Consider the following 26,840-nt stretch of genomic DNA (forward strand, 5'->3'; position numbering starts at 1 on the left):
CGCCTAGTGGCCTAGGGCGCACGCTTGGAAAGCGTGTTGGGGGCAACCCCTCACGAGTTCGAATCTCGTATCCTCCGCACCCGCCCGCCAGGGCAAACGAAGGACCCGACCGCACTGCGGCCGGGTCCTTCGTCGTTCCGTGGTTGCAGTTTTGGTTGCAGTTGACTCGAAGCTAGCGGTGTTCGCAGCCCTGCACTCCAGCAGCTAAGGCCATCCCATCCGGCCCATGGAACGCTGCAGGTACTCCGCACGGCACGCACCATGGACATATGAGCAGAGACGCCGGGCTCCCACCCAGGCGGCAGCGCCGGACTGTGCACCGCAACGCGGTACTACATCTCTACGACCAGCCGCTGTACCGCGACTGGGCGTTCTGGATGACCCTCGGCTTCGCGGTAGTGACGGCACTCTCCATTGGGACGAGCGATAAGCCGTCCCCGTTGCCTAGATGGCTGGACACCTCGCTGGCAACGATCACATTCACCGTCCTCTTCGGGGTCCTACCCACGTGGCTTCGTTTGCTCGTACGACGATGGCGTGAACAGCGGCGACCTACGTCTCAGCCTCCACCAGCCAACCCTGTGAGCCCGGCCCAACCAAGGCTGCAGTGGAAGACACCGTCCGCGGCGTCACAAGACCATGCCGCTAACTCTGCGCCACCCATCAGCACCTCTGTCGGATCCGCCCCCCTGAACCGGAGGAGTGACCGAGGAACCCCTGGAGCGGCCAGGCATCACCCAGGTTCAGCCGCCGCGCCGTTGCGTTGGCGCCGCCTGGATGCCGATGGATTTGAACGACTTCTGTTCGACCTGCTCCGCGCCTTCCCAGAGCATCACAACGTCCAGTGGCTGTCTCATACGCGAGCGGCAGACCGCGGGCGGGACCTTTCGATGGACCGAGTGCTTTACGACAGCACCGGCAGTGTCCGCACAGAACGAGTCATCGTCCAGGCCAAGCATTGGCTGGCAAAGACCGTAGACGTCCCGGCCGTCTCGGGGACCGTGGCAGCCATGAAGCTTTGGGAACCACCAGTGGTCCGCACCCTGATCATCGCAACAAGCGGGCGCTTCTCAAGCGACGCCATCATGTGGGTGGAGAAGCACAACAACAGCGGCGCTGCCCCATTCGTTGAGCTCTGGCCCGACAGCAAGCTCGAAGCGCTCCTTGCCCAGAGGCCCCAACTCGTTACCGCTCACGGCTTGCGGTAGTTGATCAGGTACGAGCCCTGAGCCCGACCAGCCTGATGGAAGCGTGTGGCCCGAGCCGTCCAACCAGCTCGGGCCACTTTTCAGTTCACCAGTCGTTATTGTCGCCGTACTTGCCGGGATTCTGGGCCCGGTCGACGGCTTGGTCCTTCGCCTGGACGTACGCCCCGGCAACTGCATCCCTGTCCGTGCCGCGCACCTGGGCCTCCACCAGCTGGTCGGTTCCCGGCCGACGGGTGGTACGCCAGGAGACCGGACGGTCTGTGTAGAGGTCGGGCTCGAAGTCCCAGACGGTGACGGCCCACTGCTCGGGCATGGCGAGGTCGAGGCGCTCGCCGCCGGGGCGGTACGCCGCGAAGGCGTGAAAGACGACCCGGCGGTCGGGGATTCGGTCACGGACAGCGTTCAAGCCGCCCGGCCCCTCGCGCTCCCACTTCTCTCGCTGCCACTCCTCCACCTCCGCCGTGCGGCCCGGCTGCTCGGCGGACCACTGCTCGACCACCGACCTCGCGTGGTCATGGTGCAGGAATGGGATGCGGCACCCCTCCAGGTGTGCGACGAACAACAGTGACGGGTCTGGGCTGTGCTCGACGTCCGGCTCCGTGGAGACAAGCTCCACTCGGGCGCCGACCGGCACCACGGCTGGCGCCGGAGCGGCATCGTCCTGATCCACGGCCGCCTTGGTAGGCCAGAGCAGCCCGCCGACCTTCGCTGCGGTCTGCTGGAGGACGGGGCTGGTCAGGTGCTGGTACCGCCGGCGCATCCGGGCGGACTTCCCCGGCTCCCAGCCCATGATGGCGTCGACCACAGCGTCGGGGACGCCGAGGATCAGCAGCACAGTGGCAGCGGTGTGCCGGGCATCGTGGAGACGGCCATCGCGGACCCCGGCCGCCTTCAGCAGGTCCTTCCAGCGGTGATAGTCGGTATTGGGGTTGAGCGGTTCGCCAACCTCGGAGGTGAAGACGTACCCCTTCTCGGTCCAGAGGTCACGGGCGCGCAGGCGCTCGCGCTCCTGCGTCTCCTTGTGCAGCACCAGGAGCTTCATCAGCTCCTCGGGCACGCCGATCGGCCGCTTACCGGCCCTGGACTTGGTGGACTTGGTCTCCCGCCGAATGTTGATCTTCTTCGGGCAGTAACCGGGCTTGCGCCCGCAGCGGTCCCCGCAGCCGTGCTTGTAGCGGGGCCGCAGTCGACCACGCCGCACCCTGATGACGCCGGCGTCGAAGTCGACGTCCTCCCACTGCAGTCCGAGGACTTCGCCCTGCCGGAGGCCGAGTGCGAGGGCGATGACCCAGCGGGCGGTGTTGCGGATCTTGGACGCTTCGAGCAGGAGCCGCTGGACCTCCTCGACCGAGTACGGCTCGACCTCCTCCTCGTCCAGCACCGGGGCCTTGGCGATCGTTGCCGGGTTCTCGGTGATCGCCTTGCGGCGGACCGCCTCGTTCAGGGAAGTGCGGATCGTCCGGTGGGCCTGGTGGGCGGTGCCCGCCGAGCTGCCGGTGTCCTGCATCTTCCGGTAGAGGCGTTCGAGATGATCGGGTTCAAGCTTCTCCAGGCGGTGCGCGCCGAGGCCGGGTATGAGGTGGTGGTAGACGGCAACGCGGTAGCCGTCGATCGTGTTCTCACCCACGCTGGGTGCCGCGATGTTCTCGACCCAGTGGGTGAGCCAGGTCGCGACGGTCCAGCGCTGGCCGGCCTTCGGCACCTTGCCCTTGTCGCGTTTGGCCTCCAGCTCGCGGACCGCCTTGGTGATCTCCGGGCGGGTCTTGCGGCTGACGTGACGGCGGTCGGAGCTGCCGTCGTCCTTCACACCGACGGTGACGTAGCCGTGCCAACGGCCGTTCTGGGCCTGGTAGATGGTCGAGTCGCCGTTGGGCTTGCGGGACCTGGTCATGAAGTCCCCCTCAGGCCGCGAGGGCAGCGGCAGTAGCACCGGCCCGGTCGGAGACGTAGTCGTTCAGCGCTTGGGCGGGGATCCGGCGAAGACGGCCGATCGTCACGGACGGCACTTCGCCCGACGCCACGAGGGCGTACATGGTGGTCCGCCCGACGCCGAGACGGCGGGCCGCCTCTTCCACGGTGAGCGCGACAAGTGTGGGGTCCGGGACGTCGTCGCAGCTCGCGACGAGGGCGAGCAGGCTCTGCTCGGGAAGGCCCAGCGCCTCCGAGAGGCGGGCAAGGGAAAGGGCGGACTGAGGCATGGGACTCCTCGTCGACCGCGCGGGGCTGGCACCCCGAGCGGGCTGATCGTGTGATGGGTGGTCATGGCGGCGTGATCCCTCGCCCAGGCGCGCTAACACCTGGAGCGAGACGCGGACGGATCTGGCAATCCGTCATGCGTGCCGCGTTGTTCGGGGAGTCAGGTCAGACGGGTACTCCCGCGTGCTTACTGGCCGGTCATGCGAGCGCGTCCTCGGGCTCTAGCTTTCCTCGCCCGCGGCAGACCCGCTGCCGGACTCCTCGGGAGTCTCGGCGGGGGTGTTCCCCCAGTCGTCGTATTGGCTGAGGTCAAGGTGGGCGAGCGCTGACGGCAGGGTCGGCGGGGTGATGCCCTTCTGGCGCATCAGCGATCTTCGGTCCTGGATTTCCTGCGAGTAGTCGCCGATGATCTCGTCGAACTGGTTGACCAGTTTGACGTTGACCTCGCGGGTCGCCGCATCACGGGCCGTGGCGACCTTGCGGCGGTACTCCTCCGAGTCGCTGATCGTCCTCTGCAGGCCGTGGAGCGTCTCGTTGTAGAAGCGGATCTCCTGGAACCGCAGCTCCAGATCGTTGGTGGGCTCGTGGTCGGGCATCTGCTCCCCGCAGACCCACCGGAGCGCATCGCCGGTGGAGTACATCGAACCCGGGAGAAGCTCGATCTCCCCGACCTCACCCAGGGGGACGAGGAAGACGACCGGGGGGACGCCGAGCACTTCCGCGAGGACCAGCACCTCGGCCACATCGATGCTGGAGCGTCGGCCGTTCTCGAGGTTGGCGATGACGTTCCGCGCGATCGGGTAGCCCAGCTTCGCGCAGGCCGCGGCGACGTCCTGCGCGCTCATCCCCCGTTCCTCACGGAAGCGCCGGACCGCCTCGGCGACGCGACCGGTCACACCGGCCTGCCAGTCCTTGGGGTTCGTCATGGCATCAAGATACCGATCCGACACAGGCCGAGTCAACATCCAGCACATTCATCGTGTCACGACGACACAACATCTGCCTTGACGTGGCGCAATTGGTGTGTGTTTACTCTGCGTACGTTGACGGACTCAGGCCAGCACGATCGGTCGCGCGAGCCTGGAAACGAGGGCGGCCCCCGGTGTTAGCGCACCGAGGGCCGTGAAGGCTCCCTATCTGACCACCCATCAAGACGATCAACCGCTGTGCGGCCTGCCAGGGCCTGATACACGGCGGGAGGGAATCCATGTCCCAGCCTACGGGCCCGGTATACGGGCCGTCGAGTTCCGGTGCCAGCTTCGACGACGACCACGCGGTGTCCCCGAACGGGACACCGCCGAACGACCTGGACGCTGAGAGGGCGGTCGTCGGCATCTGCATGGCGCTGGGCAGGCCAGCCATCGACGCGGCGCGCGCCGTCCTCGACGCCGGCGACTTCTACCGGCCTGCCCACGAGACCATCTGGCGCGCGATCCTCGACCTCACCTTCGAGGGGGCCCCAACAGCTGCCGTGGCCGTCGCCGACCGGCTTCGAGGCGACGGTGCCCTGGAGCGTGTGGGCGGCGTGAACTACCTGGTCCGGCTCGCCGCCGAGGCGCCACCCTCGGCGGACAATGCCGACTACTACGCGGCCATCGTGCGACGCGAGTCGGAGCTGCGGAAGCTGCACGCCACGGGCATCCGGACCGTCCAGCAGGCCCTGCTGCCCGGCGCCCAGCCTGACGAGATCCGCAGCGCGCTCGATGCCGAGGTCCGTGAGGGACGTGAGCGCGCGCTGGCCTCCGGGAACAGTCGTCTGTCGCGCTTCATGGTGGACGGCTGGGACTTCGTCACCAAGACCGGGGCGGACAAGGAGCCTCTGTGGGGCACGCGTGGGGAGACCGCGTGGGCCGCCGGCGAGAGCCTGATGATCGTCGGTGCCCCCGGCGTTGGTAAGACCACCATCGCCCACCAGGTGATCTTCGCCCGGATCGGCTTGGGCGACTCGGCGCTCGGCATGCCCGTCGCCGAGAGCAAGCGCGTCCTGTACCTGGCCATGGACCGGCCACAGCAGATCGCTCGGGCCATGGCCCGGCTGGTCCGGCCCGAACACGAGAAGCTGGTCCGAGAGCGACTCCTCATCTGGGAGGGCCCGCTGCCGACCAGCCTCGACAAGGAGCCCGGCCTCCTCGCCGAGTTGGCCACCGCGCACGGCGCCGACACCATCGTCATCGACAGCCTCAAGGACGCCGTCAGCACCCTCGTCGACGACAGCCTCGCCATCGCCTACAACAGCGCCCGCAACCGGGCCCTGCGCGAGGGCATCCAGGTCCTGGAGCTGCACCACCAGCGCAAGGCCACCGCAGACGCCCCCCGCGGACAGCGCCCCACCCTCGACCGCGTGTACGGCTCCACCTGGCTGACCTCTGGCGCGGGCAGCGTGCTGTTCATCGCCGGCGAGGCTGGCGACCCTGTGGTCAACCTCCACCACCTCAAGACCGTCACGGGCGAGATCGGCCCGCTCACCATCGTCCACGACCACGAGGCGGGCACGAGCACCGTCGAGGAGACCATCGACATCGCCGAACTCCTGCGCGCGGCACAGGACGGTGTGACCGCCAAGCAGCTGGCCACCGCTATGACGGGGGACAAGAAGCCCGACGCCGCATCCATCGGGCGGGCCCGCCGGCGCCTGAACACCCAGGTCAAGTCCGGGCTCGCCGAGGTGGAGAAGGGCTCCGCAGGTGGCATCGGCGGCGGCAAGGAAGACCGCTACTTCACCTCCGCCCGCCACATCAACACCAGCGTCCCGCCGACCCTGGTCGAGCAGCCCGCCATCCCGCTGGCCGTCGTACCGGCCGCACCGCAGAACACCACGCAAGCGCCCGTCGAACCTGCCCTCACCGACGCCGAGAGCCACCGGGTCGCCGCCGCGACGGCCACGTCACGGGGAACAGGGCGTTTTCGCGAGCGTTCACGCATCTCCACCGCCACAACCGTTGTACAACCCGTTGTTGCACCGGACGCTCCGAGGAAAAACCGCAGGTAGAGGCGTTTTCGCGACCGTTTACGCCGTTGTCGCGCCCGAGCGTTTTCGCGCGGACCCCCTTTAGAAGGGGGTTCGCGTAAACGCCCCCGGTAATCGCGCTACCCATCGCCGCTCGACCCACGAGGATCACCTTCCGCATGACCGTCACCAACCCACGCCGTATGCCCCGCCTGGACGCCGTCCTTGTCCAGGCCGCCATCGCGGGTGCCCTGTCCTTCGCCCACCTCCACGACATCGCCGAAGCCGCCGGACAGCACGGCTGGAAAGCCTGGGCCTACCCGATCTCGGTCGACCTGCTGCTCGTCGCCGCCTGGCACCGCATGCGGACCCTGCGCACCAGCGGCCAGCCGGTCGGCACCGCCTGGACCTGGTTCGCCACCGCCCTGGCCGCCTCCCTCGGCGCGAACGTCGCCACCGCTGGACTCCTCAACCTCACCCACGTCCCCGGCTGGCTGCGGGTCCTGGTCGCCGGATGGCCCGCCCTCGCCTTCTTCGGCGGCACCCTCCTCGCGCACGGCACCACGGCTACTGCGGTCGTCACCAAGCCGCAGTCCGCCGAGGCCGAGGCCACGCTCCGCGACCGTCTTGAGCCCACCGTGGTTCCCCCGGCAGCCGAGCCCCTTCCGGAGACGGAAACGGACCAGAGCGACCCGCTCGACGCCGGGCGCGAGGTCGCCCCCGACGACGAAGGGCCGTCCGGCGACCGGGAACCGGTGGTGGGTACCAGGCGCACGGGACGCAGGCCCGCCGCCTCGATGGACGAGCTGGCCGAGATCGTCCGACCGGCCGTCGAGGAGCACGGACCCATCCAGGCCGTGATCAAGACGGCCCTGCGCGAAGCCGGCATGCCGATCGCCAGTGACCGCCTCGGGAAGCTGACCCAGCGCTTCAAGGACGAGCGGGCCGCCCAGCAAGCCGATGGGCAGACCAGCCTGTCGGTCGCCTGACGCCCCGCCGCGTCATCGCTGCTCGCCCAAGGACTGGTCGCTGCCGGACCGGGCGAGCGAGCCGCCCTCTCTTCCGCGCTGGTGATCACCGGCACCCCGCGTGTCGTCGGCGGGCACACCGGAAATCCGGATGCCCCGCCTCCTACACCGGATATCCGGCACCGCCAAACCGGATCCCCAACCCGACCATCACCCCGCACGCCGCACACACCCTGTGCCTGCACCCGCCCGCCCCGACAGGAAATCCGGAGGACTCCTTGCCCGCCCAGCAGCCCCGCCACGATCCCGCCCGTACCGTGCCCGAGCAGGGCATCAAGGGCGGTAGGCTGATCGGCCGTCTGCTCCGCGCGTTCGGCAACTCAGCTCCTGGCGGAGCCAGTTGTACCCAGTCTCCGACACTTCGCGCGGGTCTGGGGTCCTCCGCCCCAGGGGTGGCGGAGGAGGCCCGGCGCGAGGGCGCGCCGGGCCAGCCAAAGGCCCTCGGCCCGGACGAGCTCAACACGCTGCAGCTCGACATCCTCGCCCGCGTCCGCACCGATCAGCCGAGCGCCGAGCCACCCTCCGCCGTCGATGGCGAGAGCGTCAGCGCCGCCCGTGCCGCGTTCCTGCACGAGAACACCGCAGCCCTCGACGTCCCGAAACTGAACGCCCCCGAAGGCGCCCAGCCGATGCCCCAGGGCAAGCACCGGAAGCACATCGGAACCCGCCGCACGGAGCGGGTCGGACCTGTCAGCTATACCCCGCTGCAGCACGCCGAACTGCTTGATGCCGCCGACCGTCACGGATACGGGGACACGATCTCCGGATACGTCGGCGACATCTCGCTGGCGTTCATCCGGGGCGAGTTCACCGTCGACCTACCCCTGCACACCGACCGCCTCGCTCTGCAGGAGTTCCGGGCCGAGGTCCGTCAGGAGATCAACGCCATCGGCAACAACATCAACCAGATGGTCCACGTGCTCCACCGGGACGACCGTCTCGTTCCCGACAGCCGCGAGCGCCTGATCCGGCTGGAGAACCTGCTCCGCGACATCGCCGAAGCCCTGCTCATCCCCACCAGCAGCCCCGAAGGAGGCCAGCGCGCGTGATCCCCTCCATCAAGGCCCCCGGCGGCAACACCCGCGGACTGCTCGCCTACCTCTACGGACCCGGCCGCCACGACGAGCACCTCGACCCGCACATCGTCGCCTCCTTCAGCCCGCTCGGCCTCCGTGATCCCGGCCGCGATCAGAGCGCCACCCTCACCCAGCTCGCCCGGATCCTCGACGAGCCGGTCAACCTGTGCAACAGCGGCTTCGGCAAGAAGGTCACCGACCACGTCTGGCACTGCCCCGTCCGCGCCGCCCCCGGCGACCGCTACCTCTCCGACGCCGAATGGGGTGAGATCGCCCGCCGCATCGTCAACGCCGCCGGCATCGCCCCCGACCGCGACCCGCACGGCTGCCGCTGGATCGCCGTACGCCACGCCACCGACCACATCCACATCCTCGCCACCACCGTCCGAGAGGACGGCCGCCGCCCCAAACTCCACAACAGCGGCAAGCTCGCCCAGGCCGAAGCCCGCAAGATCGAGAAAGAACTCGGCCTCCACCAGGTCCAGCCCGGCGACCGCACCGGCGACCGCCGACCCACGCAGGCCGAGATGCACAAGGCCGACCGCCTCGGCTGGCAACAGACCGGCCGCGACTGGCTCCGGGACCGCATCCGCGACGCCATCCCCCACTCCGCCGACGTGGAGGAGCTCCTCGCCTACCTCCAGGCCGACGGGGTCGAGGTCAAGATCCGCCGTTTCCCGTCCGGCGACCTCCAGGGCTACGCCGTCGGCCGGCCTGGTGACCTCAACGCCAAGGGCGAGCAGATCTACATCCCTGGCGGGAAGCTCGCCCCCGACCTCTCCCTGCCCAAGCTCCAGGCCCGCCTCGCGGCCGGCACCCCGGAAGAGCACCCCACCGCCCAGCGCAACCGGCCCACCACGAGCTGGCAGCGCACCACGGACGCCCTCGACAGCCTCCACCAACACCTCACCAACGAGACCGCCGTCGGCGGAAATGACGGGGACGGCGCGTTGGCGCAGGCGCAGATCACCGCGCTGGGCGACATCATCAACGCCACCAGCCAGCAGGCCCCCGCCGAACTCCGGGCTGAACTGCGAGCCGCCACAAGGACGTTCGCCCGCGCCCAGCGCTCCCAGCTCCGCGCCGACCACCAGGCCGCCGCAGACCTGCGCCGAGCCGCCCGCGACATCATCCACGCGAGCGACGGCCCCGACGGCAACGCCCTCACCGTGATGATCGCCGCCCTGGTGTGGGCAGCGATACTCACCGGCCGCTGGCATCAGACCCGCGGCCACGCCCAACAGGCCCACGCCGCCCAGCAGGCCGTCCAGCACCTCCAGACCGCCTACGACCAAGCCGCCGCCGACCAACTCGCCGCCCTCACACACCGTCAGCCCAAGCCGGAGATCACCAACATCCTCGCCGGCGACGTCCGCTCCGCCGTCCCCGACCACGCCCAGCGCATCCTTGCCGACCCCAACTGGCCAGCCCTGGCCACCGTCCTCGCCGACGCCCAGGCCCTCGGCCACGAGCCCCGACAGCTCCTCCAGGAGGCCGTCGCCCGCCGCGAGCTCACTACCGCCCGCCTGCCCGCCAAGGTCCTCCTCGGCCGTATCCAGCACACCAGCCGCAACCCCGAGCGCAACCTGGCCGCCGAAGCCGCCCGCCGCCGCTCACCCGCCGCGATCGTCCTCGGTGTGCGCGTCACCCCCACCGACCAGACCGTCCCCCCCACTGCGGCCGTCGGCACCCCGCCGCACCGAACACGCTGACACCCTCAGGTGTCGATCTGATGTCGTCTTCGGCGGTCGGGAACATCCCGGCCGCCGCACGTCTTGTCGTGTCGCTGGAACCGTCACCGGACGAAGGGCACCACGCTGATCAACCGCCGCCACGACGAGAACGCCCACCGCCCCACCACCATCCGCGTCGTCCCCCACCCCGACGAGCTCGACGCCCGCAGCATCCCGATCACATGCCCCCGCTGCCGGGCCCGCCGTGACTGGCTACTCCTCAACGTCCGTGAGCACGTCTTCGTCCGCTGCCGGTGCGCGCACGAGTGGCATGAGCCCGACCTCACCCGCGCCTTCTTCGAGGAGCACTTCACAACCCCCGAGGACGAGTGGGGCGACTTCCACACCGCCATGAGGGCGCTCGCGTTCGACGGCCTGCTCGCGGGCACTACGTGGGATTAGTCGCGGGTGCGTGGTGGGGCCAACGCTTGGACAACGTTGGCCCCACTAACTCATTCAGGAGGTCGCTGCCCGGTCAAGCTCAGGCAGCCATGGCGGGCAAAGCCTGCAGGCGCTCGCGGAACTCGGCGACCGCAGGCTCGGCGCCGTACGGCTTGAGGTAGCCCTCGAACTTGGTGAGGCGGCTGACGGCGCGCACGGAGTGGACCTGGGTTTCGAGGAGGCCGAGGCCGCGGTTGGCGGCGTCGAGGGCGCCGTCGAGGTCCTTGCCGGCGAGGCGGGCGGTGGCGAGGCGGCCGGAGCGGACGGCCTGGTCACGGGGGACGGCGTGGTCGATGGAGGAGGCGAGTGCGCTGGTGGCCCGGTCGACCTGGCCGGCGCGGAGCATGATCTTGCCCTCGGTGGAGCTGAGCTGGGCGCTCCCGTACCAGGAGAGCCAGGTCGGGAGCTGGTCGCCGCCGTTCCTGGACCAGAGGTCGTGGGCGCGGTTGAGGGCGGAGCCGGCCTTCTGGTGCTGGCCGTCGCGGGAGAGGCTCTCGGCGTGGTGGAGTTCGAGGTAGCTGCGGACGCCGGGCTGCATCGTCGAGGGGGTGTTGGCGAGCGCGGTTTCGACCTGGGCGACGCGCTCGGCGGGGTTGTCGGCGTCGGAGAGGTGGACGCCCATCTCGGCGAGGAGGAAGGCGCCGAGGGCGTCGTCGCCGACGGTCTTCGCGGCGCGGAGGGCGCCGAGGTAGTACTGCTGGCCGACTGAGCGCAGGCCGCTGTCGTAGGCCATCCAGCCCGCGATGTAGTTGACCTGGGCGGCCAGCCCGTAGAGGCGGGCTTCGACGGCTTCGGTGTGGCGGCCCTGCTTCAGCAAGGTGGTGATGATCGCAAGGTCGCCGCGGGCCTGTTCGATGAGGCGGGCGCCGCCCATCTGGGCGTCCAGGGTCTGGAGGGTGGCGACACGGGCTTCGAGGGTGTCGACCATGGAGTCGGTCACCTGGTCGCCGTTCAGGGCAGAGGCGAAGGCGGGCGAGGCCGAGGCCCAGCTCGCGGCGACGGTGGCCATGGCGGCCCCGGTGATGGTGAGAAAGCCACGCCGATCCATACGACCACTCCTGACCAGTTCCACCAGTACATCCACGGTACCGGCCTTCGTCCACGGCGCCGTGACGCCGGTCACCTCCCACACCGGGAGCCACCTCGGCCACGGATTGGCAGCCAGAGTACCGGGGTTGACGCCGAGAAGGTCAGCCAGAAAGAACTGGGCGTCCGGCTCGGGTTCCTGGCCCTGCTCCCACTTCCACACCAGCGTCCGGTTGGTCGCGAGGTTGATCTTCAGCGCGGCGCCGTGATCGCGCATCATGCGCGCGAACTGGATCTTTCCCCAGCCGCGTAACCGCATCAGGTGGGTGAGCGGGTGGACTGCCAGAACGTCTGAGCTCATCTCAACCCCCCGACGATTCATGACCTGTTGGTGAGCGTACTGCTACCCGCTGTGGCGCGGGCCGCATCGACCAGAAACCCCCCAGAAACGTTCCGAGTTGCGCTGCGGCACGGCGAACCTGTACCGGCCGCCCGGCCCCGAAGTCCAACGAGGGGAGGAGCCATGGAGGCAGCTGAGAGGCCGCATCAGAGCCGTCAAGGCAGGCACCGCGGCGCACACCGCGACCCGGTCGGGACAGCGCTCACCGCGCTGTGGGGCCTGGGCCACGTCGTCACGCTCGCGCTGCTCGGGGTCGCCACCGATCACCAGCTCAGCACTGACCACCCGGTCGCGGCACCGCCCCCACGATCCCTTCCCGATCACGATCCGGCCGTCTGAACCCCGGGCCCGCGCTGCCACGACGGCCCGCAGCGAAGCCGACACCCGCCCTAGGACTTGGAGGACACGCACCGTGCCACGCCTGCAAGCACCACTGCCCCACCCGAAAGACCCCGCAGCCACGGCAGTACCCACAGCCTTCGCCCGCCGTACCGCGGTAGTCACCGGTGCCGCCGGGTTCATTGGCTCACACCTGTGCGAGCGACTGCTGAGCCTGGGGGCGGAAGTGGTCGGCGTCGACAACCTGCTGACCGGCCGCCTCGACAACCTGGCGGGCCTGCGCTCGGCCAGCGGCTTCCGTTTCCAGACCGACGACGTGACTCGGCCGTTCACGGTGGCCGGCCCGGTGGACTTCGTCTTCCACCTCGCGTCGCCTGCCTCGCCGCTCGACTATGCCCGCCATCCGCTGGCCACTCTGAAGGTCGGCGCGATGGGCACGCTCAACGCCCTGGAGCTGGCCGGGGCCAAGCACGCCCGGTTCCTGCTGGCCTCGACCTCCGAGGTGTACGGCGACCCGCTCGTGCACCCGCAGCCTGAGCAGTACTGGGGCAACGTCAACCCGGTCGGGCCCCGCAGCGTCTACGACGAGGCCAAGCGGTACGCCGAGGCGCTGACCTCCTGCTTCCAGCGCTCTGGAGGCACCCGCACCCACATCGTGCGGATCTTCAACACCTACGGCCCGAGGATGCGGGCCGACGACGGCAGGGCGGTGCCGGCCTTCATCCAGCAGGCACTGGCGGGCGAGCCGATCACGGTTGCCGGTGACGGCAGCCAGACCCGCTCGCTGTGCTTCGTGGCCGACACCGTCGCCGGTCTGCTCGCCGCCGCCACCGCGGACTACCCCGGCCCGGTGAACCTGGGAAACCCGCACGAGATCACCATGCTGCAGCTCGCCGAGGAGATCCGGGCCATGACCGGCTCCGACTCCGCGATCACCTTCGTCCCGCTGCCCGCCGACGACCCCAAGCGCCGCTGCCCCGACATCACCGCTGCCCGCGCCCACCTCGGCTGGGAGCCCACCACCCACCTGCGCGACGGCCTGCGCCAGACCCTCGACTGGGCCCAGCAGCACTTTCCCCGCCAGACCACCGCTACCACTGGAAGGAGCACCTCGTGAACGCCTCCCCGCGACCGCTGCCCGCGATCGTCTGCGGAGTCGACGACGGATACGCCCGCCCGCTGCGGACGCTGATGCACTCGATCGCCGCAGCCCACCCCACCGCCGTCGGTGAGCTCCGGCTGATCGTCCTCGACCAGCAGATCAGCGAGACCAACCGGAAGGCGATCCTGCGGGACGCCGCCCGCACCGGCCTGCGTACCGAGCTGCGGCCGGCGCCGGTGACCGACCCGCGCTATCCGGTCTCCGACTGGGTCAGCGGCGCCGTGTACGTGCGTCTGGCCATCCCGGAGGTCATCCCCGACGAGCACCAGGTGCTGTACCTGGACGCCGACACCATGGTGCTCGGCGACCTCCGGCCGCTACTGCGTCAGTCCCTCAACGGGCGCCCGATCGGCGCGGTGCGCGACCCGCAGAACCCGGTCGTCGGCCGCGGCATCCAACTGCCCGGCTGGGACCAGCTCGGCGTCCCGTACGGCCGGGACTACTTCAACAGCGGCGTCATGCTCATCGACCTCGAGCGCTGCCAGCGGCTCGGCGTCTTCGACCGCTCCCGGCAGTTCCTGTCCGAGCACCCCGACAAGGTCCGGTTCTGGGACCAGGACGCCCTGAACTGGGCCGTCGACGACAACTGGCAGCGGCTGGACCGGCGGTGGAACACCTTCGCCATGTCGCCGCAGGCCGCCCAGCCCGGCTTCATCCACTACGCCGAGGCGGACAGCCCGCTCGCCCAGCTCCTGAAGGACGAGAGGACCGCCGCCCTCGTGCACTTCGCCGGCCCCGACAAGCCCTGGCAGGACACCTACCCGGCGGGCCAACTCCGGGACACCTACCGCCTGTTCCGCGACTACGTCGCTGGCAGCAGCTAGTGAACACAAAACGGCGCAAGTCGTTGTGGCGAAGCACGGCCTGGTGGATCGCCGCCGCCGTGGCCGCGCGCAACGTCAACGGACTTCGGCACATCCGCCGGACGCTGGACTGGGCCGACCAGCCCGTGTCAGGTGGGAACCGGCGGGCGGTGGAGCCGATGGTGCTGCACGTCATCGTCCCGGTGCTGCGGGAGCAACAGCAGATCACCGCCGCACTGGCCTGGTTCGTCCCTCTCCTGCGCGACCTCCCCGGCTCGACGCTGACACTGGTGACCACAGCCCGAGAGGACGCCGAGCGGCAGCACCTGGCCGCCCGGCTGGCGGGGGCGACGGCGGCCGACCTCACGGTGGAGCGCTTCCCGCAGCTGACCGGCGATGAGCTGGCCGCCCTCGGCAAGACCCTGACCGGCAGCGGCAAGGGCTCGTTGGACGCTGCCGTGGCGGCTGAGGTGCTGTCCGGCTTCCCCACCACGGCGGACGTCGTCACGGCGGAACTCGCACGCATGCCGGAGCCCGACCCGGTGGTCCGGCACGTCCACTACCGGGGCGACGGGCGCAAGGCCGCGCAGGTGAATGCCGCCGTCGAACAACTCGCCACTGCCGACGCGGACCAGGAGTACGTCGCCGTCTACGACGTGGACTCCCGCCCGAGCCGCGAGCTGCTGGCGCGGACCGCCGAGTTCCTGGCCCACCGCCGGGCCGACGACGGAGAACTCCCATGCGTCGTCCAGCAGTCGGCCCGCTTCGCCACCCAGGGTGCGGCCGGCACCTGGTGGGAGCGGAGCCTGTGCCGGGGCGCCGCCCACGCCCAGACCCTTTGGACCCTTCGCCGCGAGATCCCCAACCTCCGCCGGTACGCCGACGCCGCCCGCCGCCCGCACACCACCCCCGGTCTGCCGGGGCTGGCCCAGACCGTCGGCCACGGCCTGCTCGTGAGTACGGACATCTTCCGGCAGGTCGGCGGCCTGCCGACCTTCACCGTCCTTGACGACGTCGCCTTCGGCTACCGGCTCACCCTGGATCGGGTCCCGGTGGACAGCCTGCCCTTCACCACCACCGTGCCGGCGGCCGAGTATGTGCGCGAACTGCTGGCCCAGAGCGAGCGCTGGTTCCAGAGCTACCTCGACTACCAGAAGTGCGCCACCCGCTGGCACGCCGAAGGCCACGGCCGCCGCCGCGACCACGCAGCGGCCCTGACCATCGGCGCCTACCGGGGCATGGCGTGGCTGCTGGTCTCGCCCGCCACCGCGTTCTGCCTGACCCTCGTGCTGGGGCCGCGCACGCGCCTGCCCGTCCGGGCGATGGCCGCGACGGCGCTCTGGGCGGCCACCGTCGCACCGGTCCGCGCACTCGCCGCGGCCGAAGGTCGCCCCCCGATGGGGCGGGAGACCGCGGTGCGGAGCGCAGAGACGCTGGCCGGGCTCCTGCTCAAGAGCGTCGGCCCGCTGACCGCGCTCGGCCGCTGGGCGGTCACCGGCACCCGGCGTACCACGCTCGCCCCCAAGAGCAACCGCCGCACCGCCCCATCCACCACCACGGACAGGGAGTTCACGTGATCCTCGGCATCGAGGGCGTCAGCTGCGTCGGCAAGACCACGCTGGCCGCCCAACTCTCCACCCACCTGAACCGGCCCGCCGTCATCCCCTGCTACTACCACGCCAGCCCCGACCCCACCCTGCTGCCGGCCCCCGAGCCGTTCACGGCCGAGCACCAACTTGCCAACATCGCCCAGTTCCTGGACGTCGAGGACCTGCGGCTCGCCCGGGCCAGGCAAGCCCTCGCCGAGGGCCGGGACGTCATCCTCGACCGCACCGTGGACACCCTCCTCGCCCACGCCCACGCTGTCGGCCGGATGAACGGCTTCGACTGCGACGACCAAGCCCGGCGCCTGGTCACCAGCCGCCCGGTGGCGATGCCCGACCTGACGATCGTGCTCACCGCCGACCCGGACGTGCTCGCCCGCCGGGCCCGCCTGCGCAAGGGCATGCCGACGATCTTCTACGACCGCCACTTCAGCGACCACTTCAACGCCTACCTCGCCCACCCGCTTGCCCCGGCCGTCGCCCTGCTCGACGCCGCCGGCTCGCTCGACGACCTCACCGCCCGTGCCCTCGACCACGTCCACCGCCACCAAGCCGCCCAGCACCGCCCCAACCCGGCCCTGGGGCCGCACCCGCTCAAGGAGGCGTCGTGAAGGCCGCGATCATCGGCTGCGGCGCCATCGCCAGCCGCTGGGTCCGCTCCCTGCTCGCCGACGGCCGCATCGAGATCACCGCCCTCGTCGACCCCGACCAGCAGGCGGCACAGGTGCTCGCCGCCCGCTACGGGCTGAGCCCGGCCGTCGCCACCACGCTTCCCGAGGCGCTCGCCCAGGCCGAGGCCGACGTCGTCGTCAACCTCACCCCGCCCGAACTCCACTACCCCGTCAGCCGCTCGGCGCTCACCCAGGGCCTGCACGTCCTGACCGAGAAGCCGCTGGCCCTGAACCTGCCCGACGCCCTCGACCTCGTCCACCTCGCCCGTGAACGCGGCCTGCTGCTGTCCGTCATGCACAACCGGGGCGCCGACCCGGACTTCCTCGCATTCGCCGACACGGTCCGCTCCGGCGGCCGGCCACCGTTCGCCATCACCGCCGACACCCTGGTCACCCTGCCTGGCCCAGGCTTCCGCGCCGGCCAGCACCTGCCCGTCACCACGGACCTCGCCGTCCACGCCTTCGACCAGATCCGCGCGCTGATCACCGCACCGCCCACCGAAGTGACCTGCACCGAGACCCTGACCGGCTTCCTCGCGACCCACAGCTCGATCGCCGCGATCACCGTCCACTTCGCCGACGGATCCCTGTTCACCTACCGAGGCGGGTACATCGTCGACACGACCCTGCGGACCGACGCGAACGGCGACTGGCGCGTCGAGGGCCGGGGCTTCGCCGCCCGGTGGGCCCAGGACCCCAACCGCCGACGGAACGCGCCTGAGGCCGGGCCTCCGGCCTACCAGCGGTGCATCACCGCGATGGTCGACGCCCTCCATCTGGACGGCCGCCTGCCGGTGCCCGCCGCCGGCAACCTCGCCTCCATCGCCCTGCTGGACGCCGCTCTGGCCTCCGCCACCAGCCGCCACCCTGTCCCCGTGCCGGAGGTGCCCGATGCCCGCCTCTGACACTGTGATCAGCCGCCCGCACCCGCTGCTGGTCGACGCGCTCTCCGCAGCGGGCTTCGACCCCTCGGACGCGCGCTTCGCCCCGCTCAAGTCCGGCACCGACAGCCTCCCCTTCGCGGCCACCACCCACGACGGCCACCAGCTGGTCGTCAAGGTCCGCCGCGCGGGCAGCCGCTCCCGCTACCCGACTGCCGCCTGGGCCTCGGCGCGCATGCGCGAAGCTGGTGTTCCAGCCGCCGAGATCCTCTGGCACAGCCGGGAAGCGTGCGTGGAGACCCGCTGCTCCGGCCGCCCCCTCGAAGCCGAACCGCCCACGCCGCAGGACCTGGACACGGCGAGGTGCGCGGGCGAGGTGCTCCGGCGCCTGCACACCATCGAGGTCAGCAGCTTCGGCCAGCTCGATGGCCACGGCATCGGCCAGCACGCCACCATCCAGGGCTGGTTCCTCAGCCTCGCGTCCCGCGGCATCCCGGACATCGACGGCCTCGACCTGCCCGGACTGCTGCACCGGACCCGCTTCATCCTCGACGTCGGTTCGGGCCGCCTGCCCCGCAGCACACCCCGGCTCCTGCACGGCGACTGGGTCGGCCAGCACCTGTTCACCGACGACCGGCAGATCACCGGCGTCGTCGACCTGGAGAGCGTGCGCGGCGGCGACCCCCTGGCCGAACTCGCCGGTTGGTCCCTGCGCGAACCGGCCCCGATGACCGAGGCCCTACTCGACGGCTACTTCGACGGCCCGATCCCGGCCGACCGCCTGCTGCCGCTGGTCCTGTTCCGCCTGCGCATCGCCTACTCGCTGCTGCACGTCCACGCCTCCTGCGACGAGCAGGACATGGTCCGGCTGCGGGCCGCCCAGCTCCAGGCCGACCTCGACGACCTCGACCACGGCCACCTCGCCGCCATCCCCCGTATCACCCCCGACGCCGACTCCGACGCGCGCCGCCGCCCGTAACCCAGCCCGGAAGGACATCCGTGAACGACCCCGCCGTCACCCTCCCGTTCCCCCGCGAGCCCAAGTACGGGCAGGCCGAGAAGGACGCCGTCCTCAAGCTCCTCGACGACGGCCACCTCTCCGAGATCAACCTCGGCCCGGCCACCAACGCCCTCGAAGCAGCCTTCGCCCGCCTCACCGGCACCCGCCACGCGCTGTCGTTCAACTCCGGCACCGCCTCCCTCCACGCCGCCCTCCACGCGGTCGGCGCGAGCCCCGAGGCTGGCGTCGCCGTCTCCCCGATGACCTGGGTCTCCGCCATCACCGCCGTCTTCCAGGCCGGCAGCTACCCCGTCTTCTGCGACATCGAGCCCGACAGCCCGAACATCGCCGCCACCGCCGTCACCGAGGCCACCGGGTCCTGCTCAGCGGTCCTGGCCACCCACACCTGGGGCATCCCCGCCCGCATGGACCAGCTGGCCACCGCCACCGGGCTGCCGATCGTCGAGGACTGCTCGCACGCCCACGGAGCCCTCTACCAGGGCCGCGCGGTCGGCTCCTGGGGTGCGGCCGGGTGCTTCAGCCTCCAGGAGTCCAAGGCCGTCTCCGGCGGCGAGGGCGGCATCCTGACCACCACGGACCGCCAGGTCTACGAGCGGGCGCTCACCCTCGGCCACCACCCCGCCCGCCTGGCCGCCGAACTCACCCTGCCCGACCTGCAGCCGTTCGCCACCACCGGCGCCGCGTACAAGTACCGGATGCCCGCCCTGTCCGCCGTCATCGCCCGCCAGCAGCTGCGATCCCTGCCCGACCGGATGCTGGCCGCCGAGCAGAACCTCGCCACCCTCCGCAAGGTGCTGCAGGCGTACGACGTGCCCCTCTCCTGGCCCGCGATCGGCGAACTGTCGGTGCGCGGCTGGTACGGCACCCCACTGACGATCGGCGTCCCGGTGCCGGACCCGGCCGAGCTGAGCAAGCGGTTCAAGGCCGCAGGCGTCCCCGTCCGCTCCCTGTACGAGGATTGGACCCAGGCCCCGCTCTTCCAGCGCCCCGACCTGGCCGCCCGCTTCTGGCCGCACCTGGCCAACAGTCCCTACCGACCGCCGACCGCCGACGCGCTGCCCAACTTCCACAAGGCGATGCAGCAGATGATCGTCCTCAAGGTGCCGCAGATCCTCGCGCCGGACTACATGGAGCAGGTCGCCGAGGCCCTCGCCACCGTGCTGTTCCGCACAGTGGTCACGGCATAGCCGCGAACGCCGCCTGCACGTCCTCGCGCCGCGCGGTCCACCAGGCCAGCAGTCGCTCGGCGGGCAGGAACAGGTGGTCGCACGAGTGGTCGTCGCGGTCGTAGTGGAAGACCAGCTGCCAGTAGTCGGACATGCGCTTCCACCACAGCCGCTCGACCGCGTCCGCCAGCGCCGGCACCAGGATCGGCACCACCGACCGGTAGCCAGCCACGAACGCGGAGGTCCGCTCCAGGTCGAGGAAGCCGTCCTCACCGCCGAACTGCACGCTGGCGGTGCGGGCGACCTCCTCGCCGAACGGGCGCACGCGGATGCGGTCCCAGTCGATCACTCCGGCGATCTTGCCGTCCCGCCACAGCACGTTGCGGTGCTGCACATCACCGTGCGTCCAGCCCACCGGACCGGCCGCCACCTCGGTGCCGGGGTGAAAGTGGGCGTGCTTGTCGAGCAGTACCTTGCGCTCGCCCAGCGCCCGGGCCGCCCCGGCGTCGAAAGCCGTAGGGCTGTCCAGAGCGGCAATCAGCGCCAGGAAGCGGTCCGCGTCGGCGTGCGCCGCATTCGGGGTGGTCACCGGGGCAGCCAACAGCTCCGATGCTGGCGGCAGCACGCGGGCGGTCCGCTCGTCGTTCAGGCTCCGGTGGATCTGGCCGAGCAGTACACCGAGGTCCCCGGCCTGGCCCAGGGTGAGTTCCGTCCCTGGCCGGTGGCCGCCTTCCAACCAGGGGATCAGGCAGTAGCCACGGTCCGCGACCTCTGCCACGGTCTCCCCAGAGGGGGTGGCCATCGGCCGCCCGACCGGGATTCCGGTGTCGGCCAGCTCGGACAGGACGGCGAGGTTTCGGCGGGCGAGCGGCAGCGGCACGTCCATGATCCGCTTCAGCGCGAACGCGCCGTCGGCCGTCTCCAGCCGCCAGTTGCCGTTCATCAGGCCGTTGGGCAGGAAGCGGCACGCCTGAACCTCACCGAGCCCGAAGGTCTTGCCGAGGACCACCAGGTCCTCCTCGATGATGCTGTAGCGCGAGCTGCGCGAGCCGTCGTCGATCGCTTCTGTCACCTGATGCAGGCTATCCGAGCCTGGCAGACATCGGTGTGGCAGCAGGCAACTGTTACATCTCATGGATTTCGAGTCGAACGTTGTCATGCTGTGTTCCGGCGGCAGGAGCCCCCCTCGGGCGATATTCAGACAACAAGAACAAGCTGGACGCCGCTCGAACCAGCGGATCGATGCTTGAACTGGCCAGCGTTTCCTCGACGCCTCGGCGTAGTCAGGAAGCTACCAAAGGTGATCACGGCCTGGTACCCGATGGGACCATCCTGGCGATCATGACCGGATCCATCCGCCGACAACTTGCGACGTTTGCCCTGTGACCGACTTCCACAGATCCTGAAAGGCTTTCTATAGGTGACAGTTGGAGGGGTAAGCCTTGAAGCAGCCAATGCTGCGCGCAGATGATCCGCAGGTTGTCAGGCACACGCGTGACCTGGTCGAGTTCCTACGGGAGTTCGTGCGCAGTTCCTACAAGCCGGTGCGCGACTGTTCGAAGTACAAGCAGGTGCTCTGGCTTGCCGAATGCCCCGACGAGCTCGTTCCCGCGAAGCTCGCAACCAGCGGGGTGCTGTTCAAGGTCAAGCACTATCCGGTACGACCCGCGCCGACGGTTCCCGACGTGCTGCAAGGCTGGATCGAGCCGCAAGACGTGGCCTCCGCAACAACCGGGGACCCGCTTCTGGCTGAGGTCGGACCCGGCCGCGGCTATGCGGAGGACGAGGACGGCAACACCTACGAGACCGACGAGATCGCCAGGGAAGACGCCCTGGACGTGCTGAACGCCTACAGCCGCTGGCTTCCCGAGTGGAGGCGCTGGGCACAGCGCGAGCAGGCGGAAGAGCCGTACCGGCAGCTACACCGCCGCCTCTACCGCATGGCGACCCAGATCCAGCGGGAGGGAGAGGTCTTCGAGGCAGTCCTGAGTACCGGACTGTTGTCCTTGGACCGCGGGAGTAAGAGAGAGCGAGTGCACCGGCATGTTCTGACGGTCCCCCTGGTGCTGGCTGTGGACCCGGCGACGGTTCACATCACCGTCTCGCTTTCGGATGGTGACAGCCCGAGGCTGGAGGACGGGGACTTCCTGGACGAGACCCACGGCCACACCGCGCAGTTGCTGAACGCGCTGCGGTCCCGGATCGAGGACGACACCTTCCACCCTCTGTCCACGGATGCCCTGGAGGTGCTGCGTTCCTGGTGCGAGCGGGCTTTCGGCATGGAGCACGCGGCCCGCTTCGACGATTCCTGGAGCCGCCCGGACGAGACTTTCCCCGCCGAGCCCAGCGTCTCGTTCACGCCAGCGATCGTTCTGCGCGAGCGTGGCCAGGGGGCGCTGGTCACGTTCTACGACGGCATCGCCCGTCGCTTGGCCCAGCCGGGTGCCGTGAGCCCACTCGGGCTGGCGCAACTGCTGTTCCAAATCGAGTCTGAGGACCGGACGAGCTGGGCGGTTGGAGGGACGGGAGGTTTCGAGCCCGCGCTCGGACCGGATCCGTTGTTCCCGCTCCCGGTCAACCGAGCACAGAGCGAAGTGCTGCGCCGATTGCAGAAGGACACCGGTGTCGTGGTCCAAGGACCGCCCGGAACCGGCAAGACCCACACCATCGCCAACCTGATCGCGGCACTTCTGGCCGACGGCAAGCGGGTTCTGGTGACCAGCGAGAAGGCACAGGCACTGAAGGTCCTGCGTGACAAGATCCCGCAGAAGCTGCGCCAACTCTGCGTCCTGCAGGGAGACTTCAGGTACGAGGGCGGAGACGAACTCGGACAGTCTGTTCGCTCCCTGTCCTATCTCAGTGCCTCGGTGACAACCGATCAGCTCGCCGAACGCATCGAGGGTAACCAGGAGGAGCGGTCGGACCTGGAGAAGCTGCAGGCCGAACTACGCGAGGACCTGCGTGATCTGCGGGAGGCCGAGTGGGTTAAGCACCTCGAGTCCACAGTGGCACCGGGGTACTCCGGACGGCTCGCAGAGATCGTCGAACTGGTCTCCGGGCGAGCAGCGTCCTACGAGTGGCTTCCCGAGCTGCCAGCAGCTGCGTCCGCCCGTCCGCCGATCACGGCCGAAGAAGCCCAGCGCCTCCTCGGGCTTGTGGAGCGTCACGGGTTCGAGGTGCTCACTTCGCGTGCCTTCCTGTGCCCTGCCCCCGAATCCCTGCCTGCTCCGGCTCGGTTCGAGGAACTCGTGCGAAGTCTGCAGGCCGCTCTGGAGGTGTCAGGCAGCGCGCCCTCGGAAGCGTCGCTGACGATGGCGGACCGAGGAGAGGAACTGATCGACACCGTCATCAGGCTCCTCGACACCGCTGAGCGGGCGCTCCAGCAGGAGGGCCTGCCGGCCGATCCGGCAACGTGGCCGCAGGACCACTGGCAGACCACCGCGCTGGTCGACGGCATGACTGACAAGCGTCAGCAGCTGTGGGAAGGAGTGCGCCGCCACTCCGCCCGTGCCACGGAGGTACGTGACCAACTGCTCGGCATGCCTCTGATGGAGGTCGTGCTCCCGCAGGTGTCGCAGACCGAAGAGCCGCACCAGCGGGCGGCTGCCCGCGAGTTCGCGCAGTACCTGAGGAAGAACGGCGAACCGAGCAGGTGGGCGCTGAAGAAGCCCTTCCACAAGCAGGCTCGTCCTCTGCTGGAAAACTGCCGGGTCGACGGCCGGGTCCCGCGGACGGCCGAAGAGGTGGAGGCCGTGGTCGTGCACCTCGAACTGCGGGAGTGCGCGCGCCAGCTCCAAGAGCGCTGGAAGGCGTTCCCCGCTCCAAAGGTAGAGGGCGACTCCGAGGCGGTGCTGTCAGAGTTGTTGGACCGCTACACGTTGTTGCAGGCGGTGGACTCGTTCACCGGGGCGGCGCGTGCCGTGCACGATGCTCTGGTGAAGGCCGGGGTGAAGGGGCTCATGGTGCGATCCCCGGAGCAGTGGAACGAGGTACGCCAGACGGCTGGGCGCGCGCGGCTGGTGCTGTCGGCCAGGCTGGCGGAACGTGAACTGGCTTCCCTGGTCGAGTCGCTTCCCAATCCGAGCGGCGCCGATGTACCCGAGTTGGCCGAGGTCCACCGCGCGGCGTCGAACCGTGACGCAACCGCGTATGCCCGGGCGATCGACGCCGTGGGAGCTGCCTACCTGCGGGAAGCCGACCGCAGGCAGGTATACGAGCTGCTCACACAGTTGCAGGAGGGGCTGCCCGAACTCGGGCGCGCGTTCGCCGCGTCCCCCACGGACCCGCAGTGGCAAGACCGGTTCGCCGCGCTTGACCGGGCGTGGTCCTGGCAGCTGGCAAAGCGCTTCATGGACCGCATGCTGTCTCCGGGGCGAGAGCCGCAACTCGAGCGCGAGCTCGCAGAGGTCGAGGCACAGCTCAAGGGTGTCAAGGAACAGCTCGCTGCGGACCGAGCGCTGCTGCACTGCCTCAGTCGGATGACCACCAGGCAGAAGCAGGCGCTGAGCGCCTACGCCACTGCGATGTCGCATGCCGGCCGGGGTGCCACGGCCCAGGGGAAGCGGCATCTGGCCGCGGCCCGGTCCGCGATGCGTGATGCGCGGGGAGCGGTGCCCGCGTGGGTCATGCCGCTGCGTCAGGTGGTCGAGATGCTGGATCCGGAACCCGACGCGTTCGACGTCGTCATCGTCGATGAGGCCAGCCAGGTCGGCTTGTCCGGGCTGCTGTTGCTGTGGTTGGCGCCTCGGGTAATCGTCGTTGGCGATGACAAGCAGTGCGCACCGTTCTACACCGGCAACAAGCACGACAAGATCAACCAGAAGGTCGATGAACGACTGGCCGGCTTCACCGACTGGCAGCGGGACGGCTTCAACCCGAAATCGAATCTCTACGAGCTGCTGTCCGCTCGCTTCCCCGAGGTCATCCGGTTGACTGAGCACTTCCGTTGCATGCCGGAGATCATCAAATGGTCCTCGCGGCAGTTCTACCCGGACAACGAGTTGGTCCCCTTGCGCCAGTACGGCGCTGACCGGCTGAGGCCCCTGGAAGTCGTCCATGTGCGCGAGGGCTACTGCGAGGGGACGCGTGAGCGCCTCGTCAACCGGCCCGAGGCGGAACGCCTGGTCGGCAAGCTGCGGGAGCTGATCAGCGACCCTGCGTACGCGGGCCGGAGTATCGGCGTCATCGTCCTGCGGTCCGGTGCGCAGACGCGGTTGCTGGAGGACCTGATCGACACGGAGATCGGTCCTGAGGCAAGTGAGCGGCACAACATCCGAGTCGGGACCGCCGAACAGTTCCAGGGGGACGAGCGGGACGTGATCCTGCTCTCCATGGTGGTGGACGGTGACCACGTCCGGGCGCTGACCGGCTTGAACGACGGCAGGCGCTTCAATGTCGCGGCGAGCCGCGGCCGTGATCAGATGTGGCTCTTCACCTCCGTGACCCCGGATCAGCTGAGTAGCAAGGATCTGCGGCACTCCCTGCTCACCTACATGCAGAACCCGCCAGCCTTGCACCCCGCACCGCCGACCTTGGCTACGGTCACTCCCGATGAGAGGTGCGACCCGTTCGACTCACTGTTCGAGCAGAGGGTCTTCTTGGAGATCAGGCGGCGCGGGTACCACGTCCTTCCCCAGTGGGAGGTCGCCGGCAAGTTCATCGACCTGGTCGTGGTCGGGGAGAACGCGCGGCTGGCCGTGGAGTGTGACGGCAGCCCTCACCACGCCACCAGCAAGAAGCGCCAGGAAGACTACGAGCGTGAGCGGGACCTGCGGCGTGCGGGATGGACGTTCTGGCGAGTGCGCAGCAGCGAGTTCGCGCTGGCACCCGACCAGGCTCTCGCACCCCTGTGGCGCAAGCTCGCAGCGCTCGATATCCAGCCGGGCGCGGCCGGATTCGAACAGTTTGCCTCTGATGGGGCGAGCACCTGGAACCCAGTCGCCTTGTACGACGTGGCGCAGGACGCGGACGTTGATGACGAAACGACCGATGACGAGGATCTGTCCGCCGATGACGCCCGAGGAGACCTGACATGAGCCAGTCGTTCGACGAGAGCGTCCTCATCGAGATCGCCTACTTGATTTGCGGCGACGATTCACCGCTGCTGTACCGCAAGGGCTACGAGATCGCCGAGTTCCTGCGCCGCGCGAAGTGGGAGGACGTCCCCGACCCCGACGGCACACCGCGGCACCAGTGGACGCTCGGGCTGCTTCGCGAACGCCAGGAGGAGGACGAGGGCGATGCCCTGAAGGCAGTGCTGCGACTCGCCGACCAACGTGAGTACGTTGGCCAGCCGCGCGAGTACAAGGCCACTGTCGCCCGGCTCGACGAGGTTCTGGCCCTGGAAGGATGGCGAATCGGCTACGCGGAGGGACAGCCGATCCTCGTACCGGTCGAGGCTGGCGCTGATGAGTCGGTGCGGATGCCCAGGGTCGAACTGCAGGTCTCCGTCTCGCAGGTGATCAGCGACCCGGCGTTGGCAGCGGCGGTCCAGACCAGGCTCGACGAGGCGCACACGTGTTACGAGCACGGTGCATACACGGCAGCCGTGATCATGCTGGGCAGTCTCCTGGAGGGGGTTCTCGTGCACGTCGCCCAGGTGCGCGCAGCCGCTCGCGCACCGAGAAAGCGGCCGGAGGAACTGGGGCTGAAGGATCTCGTCGATCTCGCGCACGACAACGGCTGGATCGAGCACGACGCCAAGCTCGCGTCGGACCTCGTGCGGCACTACCGCAACCTGGTACACCCAGCAGCGGAGCGGCGAACAGGACACGGCCCCAATCGCGACACAGTCGACATGTGCTGGCCGATCGTCAACGCGACTCTCAACGACCTGGCCGCCACCGCGTCGGCCGCGCCCGCACGGCCGGCGCCCTCAGACCCGCCCATCTCCGGGGCGAATCGCCCGACCCCGGCATCCGTCGCCCGACCTCGACGTCCTTCCGGGCCCGCCGACGGACGGCCGAGCCGCTCGCGTACTGCGGCAGGGCCCGCACGGCCGACGACAAATCCTGGATAACCCGCAGGTTCGAATCAGATGCGTCGGCGATCTCCGCATGCCACTTTGGTAGGCACCGCCACAAGCTCGGTAAGGGCTACGGCGCTCCCAGTCCCACTGCAGGCTGTCAGCACTCGTGGA

At 69.6% G+C, this 26,840-nt stretch carries 20 protein-coding genes and 1 tRNA gene; 16 read left to right on the forward strand and 5 right to left on the reverse strand.

Going from position 1 to position 26,840, the window contains the following annotated elements; all coding sequences use genetic code 11:
• Both SM793_RS09410 and SM793_RS36360 read left to right on the forward strand, forming a co-directional pair.
• Positions 1-74 (forward strand) — tRNA-Ser (locus tag SM793_RS09410).
• 303 nt (positions 75-377) lie between these two features.
• On the forward strand, positions 378-1,208 hold the full coding sequence (locus tag SM793_RS36360) for a restriction endonuclease (RefSeq protein WP_413815909.1): 831 nt from the start codon (positions 378-380) through the stop codon (positions 1,206-1,208).
• A gap of 85 nt (positions 1,209-1,293) precedes the next feature.
• On the opposite strand, the gene SM793_RS09415 is transcribed toward SM793_RS36360, so the two are convergent.
• From SM793_RS09415 to SM793_RS09425, 3 genes are all read right to left on the reverse strand, one after another.
• Complete coding sequence (locus SM793_RS09415) at positions 1,294-3,099, reverse strand: tyrosine-type recombinase/integrase (RefSeq protein WP_320437618.1); 1,806 nt, start codon at positions 3,097-3,099, stop codon at positions 1,294-1,296.
• Between the two features lie 10 nt (positions 3,100-3,109).
• On the reverse strand, positions 3,110-3,406 hold the full coding sequence (locus SM793_RS09420) for a helix-turn-helix domain-containing protein (RefSeq protein WP_320437619.1): 297 nt from the start codon (positions 3,404-3,406) through the stop codon (positions 3,110-3,112).
• A 219-nt stretch (positions 3,407-3,625) separates the two neighbouring features.
• On the reverse strand, positions 3,626-4,330 hold the full coding sequence (locus SM793_RS09425) for a helix-turn-helix transcriptional regulator (RefSeq protein ID WP_320437620.1): 705 nt from the start codon (positions 4,328-4,330) through the stop codon (positions 3,626-3,628).
• Between the two features lie 281 nt (positions 4,331-4,611).
• Here SM793_RS09425 and SM793_RS09430 point away from each other — a divergent pair, with 281 nt between their 5' ends.
• The 5 genes from SM793_RS09430 to SM793_RS09450 all read left to right on the forward strand — a co-directional run bounded on the left by SM793_RS09430 (position 4,612) and on the right by SM793_RS09450 (position 10,590).
• Positions 4,612-6,393, forward strand: coding sequence for a DnaB-like helicase N-terminal domain-containing protein (locus SM793_RS09430; RefSeq protein WP_320437621.1), 1,782 nt, complete (start codon positions 4,612-4,614; stop codon positions 6,391-6,393).
• 137 nt (positions 6,394-6,530) lie between these two features.
• Complete coding sequence (locus SM793_RS09435) at positions 6,531-7,340, forward strand: DUF2637 domain-containing protein (protein ID WP_413815905.1); 810 nt, start codon at positions 6,531-6,533, stop codon at positions 7,338-7,340.
• A 431-nt stretch (positions 7,341-7,771) separates the two neighbouring features.
• Positions 7,772-8,428: a plasmid mobilization relaxosome protein MobC gene (gene mobC / locus SM793_RS09440; RefSeq protein WP_320437622.1), complete on the forward strand. Its 657-nt coding sequence runs from the start codon at positions 7,772-7,774 to the stop codon at positions 8,426-8,428.
• The gene (locus SM793_RS09445) at positions 8,425-10,167 is read left to right on the forward strand and encodes a relaxase/mobilization nuclease domain-containing protein (RefSeq protein WP_320437623.1); all 1,743 of its coding nucleotides are present in this window, start codon (positions 8,425-8,427) and stop codon (positions 10,165-10,167) included. The genes mobC and SM793_RS09445 overlap by 4 nt, the downstream gene beginning before the upstream one ends.
• 63 nt (positions 10,168-10,230) lie before the next feature.
• Positions 10,231-10,590, forward strand: coding sequence for a hypothetical protein (locus SM793_RS09450; RefSeq protein ID WP_320437624.1), 360 nt, complete (start codon positions 10,231-10,233; stop codon positions 10,588-10,590).
• A gap of 79 nt (positions 10,591-10,669) precedes the next feature.
• Here the strand turns inward: SM793_RS09450 and SM793_RS09455 are convergent, their stop codons facing one another.
• Positions 10,670-12,016 (reverse strand): transcriptional regulator, encoded by a 1,347-nt coding sequence (locus SM793_RS09455; protein ID WP_320437625.1) that lies wholly within the window; start codon positions 12,014-12,016, stop codon positions 10,670-10,672.
• Positions 12,017-12,488: 472 nt separating this feature from the next.
• On the opposite strand from SM793_RS09455, the gene SM793_RS09460 reads away from it, so the two are divergent.
• The 7 genes from SM793_RS09460 to SM793_RS09490 are packed head-to-tail and all read left to right on the forward strand — an operon-like array spanning position 12,489 to position 19,723.
• Positions 12,489-13,511, forward strand: a complete 1,023-nt coding sequence (locus SM793_RS09460) for a UDP-glucuronic acid decarboxylase family protein (protein WP_320437725.1) — start codon at positions 12,489-12,491, stop codon at positions 13,509-13,511.
• Positions 13,508-14,380 carry a glycosyltransferase family 8 protein gene (locus SM793_RS09465; RefSeq protein WP_320437626.1) on the forward strand — a complete coding sequence of 291 codons (873 nt, stop codon included), beginning with the start codon at positions 13,508-13,510 and terminating at the stop codon, positions 14,378-14,380. Before SM793_RS09460 ends, SM793_RS09465 begins: the two co-directional genes overlap by 4 nt.
• Positions 14,381-14,403: 23 nt before the next feature.
• A complete protein-coding gene (locus SM793_RS09470) occupies positions 14,404-15,936 on the forward strand; it encodes a glycosyltransferase family 2 protein (protein ID WP_320437627.1) in 1,533 nt (510 codons plus the stop codon).
• Positions 15,933-16,574 (forward strand): dTMP kinase, encoded by a 642-nt coding sequence (locus tag SM793_RS09475; RefSeq protein ID WP_320437628.1) that lies wholly within the window; start codon positions 15,933-15,935, stop codon positions 16,572-16,574. The genes SM793_RS09470 and SM793_RS09475 overlap by 4 nt, the downstream gene beginning before the upstream one ends.
• Positions 16,571-17,539: a Gfo/Idh/MocA family oxidoreductase gene (locus SM793_RS09480; RefSeq protein WP_320437629.1), complete on the forward strand. Its 969-nt coding sequence runs from the start codon at positions 16,571-16,573 to the stop codon at positions 17,537-17,539. Before SM793_RS09475 ends, SM793_RS09480 begins: the two co-directional genes overlap by 4 nt.
• The gene (locus tag SM793_RS09485) at positions 17,526-18,494 is read left to right on the forward strand and encodes an aminoglycoside phosphotransferase family protein (RefSeq protein ID WP_320437630.1); all 969 of its coding nucleotides are present in this window, start codon (positions 17,526-17,528) and stop codon (positions 18,492-18,494) included. Before SM793_RS09480 ends, SM793_RS09485 begins: the two co-directional genes overlap by 14 nt.
• Before the next feature lie 20 nt (positions 18,495-18,514).
• Positions 18,515-19,723, forward strand: a complete 1,209-nt coding sequence (locus tag SM793_RS09490) for a DegT/DnrJ/EryC1/StrS family aminotransferase (protein ID WP_320437631.1) — start codon at positions 18,515-18,517, stop codon at positions 19,721-19,723.
• Here SM793_RS09490 and SM793_RS09495 read toward each other — a convergent pair.
• On the reverse strand, positions 19,713-20,774 hold the full coding sequence (locus SM793_RS09495) for a homoserine kinase (RefSeq protein ID WP_320437632.1): 1,062 nt from the start codon (positions 20,772-20,774) through the stop codon (positions 19,713-19,715). The two genes, SM793_RS09490 and SM793_RS09495, sit on opposite strands and share 11 nt — an antisense overlap.
• A 370-nt stretch (positions 20,775-21,144) precedes the next feature.
• Between SM793_RS09495 and SM793_RS09500 the strand changes: the two genes are divergently transcribed.
• On the forward strand, positions 21,145-25,737 hold the full coding sequence (locus SM793_RS09500) for an AAA domain-containing protein (protein ID WP_320437633.1): 4,593 nt from the start codon (positions 21,145-21,147) through the stop codon (positions 25,735-25,737).
• Positions 25,734-26,720, forward strand: a complete 987-nt coding sequence (locus tag SM793_RS09505) for a hypothetical protein (RefSeq protein ID WP_320437634.1) — start codon at positions 25,734-25,736, stop codon at positions 26,718-26,720. The genes SM793_RS09500 and SM793_RS09505 overlap by 4 nt, the downstream gene beginning before the upstream one ends.
• The last annotated feature ends 120 nt before the right edge of the window (positions 26,721-26,840 follow it).

It is taken from the genome of Kitasatospora purpeofusca, assembly GCF_034043715.1.
Taxonomy (GTDB): domain Bacteria; phylum Actinomycetota; class Actinomycetes; order Streptomycetales; family Streptomycetaceae; genus Kitasatospora; species Kitasatospora purpeofusca_A.

What these genes read in the sequence shown, in the direction of transcription:
- SM793_RS36360 (WP_413815909.1), top strand. Translation starts at nt 378, where the DNA reads ATGACCCTCGGCTTCGCGGTAGTGACGGCACTCTCCATTGGGACGAGC.
- SM793_RS09415 (WP_320437618.1), bottom strand. Translation starts at nt 3,099, where the DNA reads ATGACCAGGTCCCGCAAGCCCAACGGCGACTCGACCATCTACCAGGCC.
- SM793_RS09420 (WP_320437619.1), bottom strand. Translation starts at nt 3,406, where the DNA reads ATGCCTCAGTCCGCCCTTTCCCTTGCCCGCCTCTCGGAGGCGCTGGGC.
- SM793_RS09425 (WP_320437620.1), bottom strand. Translation starts at nt 4,330, where the DNA reads ATGACGAACCCCAAGGACTGGCAGGCCGGTGTGACCGGTCGCGTCGCC.
- SM793_RS09430 (WP_320437621.1), top strand. Translation starts at nt 4,612, where the DNA reads ATGTCCCAGCCTACGGGCCCGGTATACGGGCCGTCGAGTTCCGGTGCC.
- SM793_RS09435 (WP_413815905.1), top strand. Translation starts at nt 6,531, where the DNA reads ATGACCGTCACCAACCCACGCCGTATGCCCCGCCTGGACGCCGTCCTT.
- SM793_RS09455 (WP_320437625.1), bottom strand. Translation starts at nt 12,016, where the DNA reads ATGAGCTCAGACGTTCTGGCAGTCCACCCGCTCACCCACCTGATGCGG.
- SM793_RS09485 (WP_320437630.1), top strand. Translation starts at nt 17,526, where the DNA reads ATGCCCGCCTCTGACACTGTGATCAGCCGCCCGCACCCGCTGCTGGTC.
- SM793_RS09505 (WP_320437634.1), top strand. Translation starts at nt 25,734, where the DNA reads ATGAGCCAGTCGTTCGACGAGAGCGTCCTCATCGAGATCGCCTACTTG.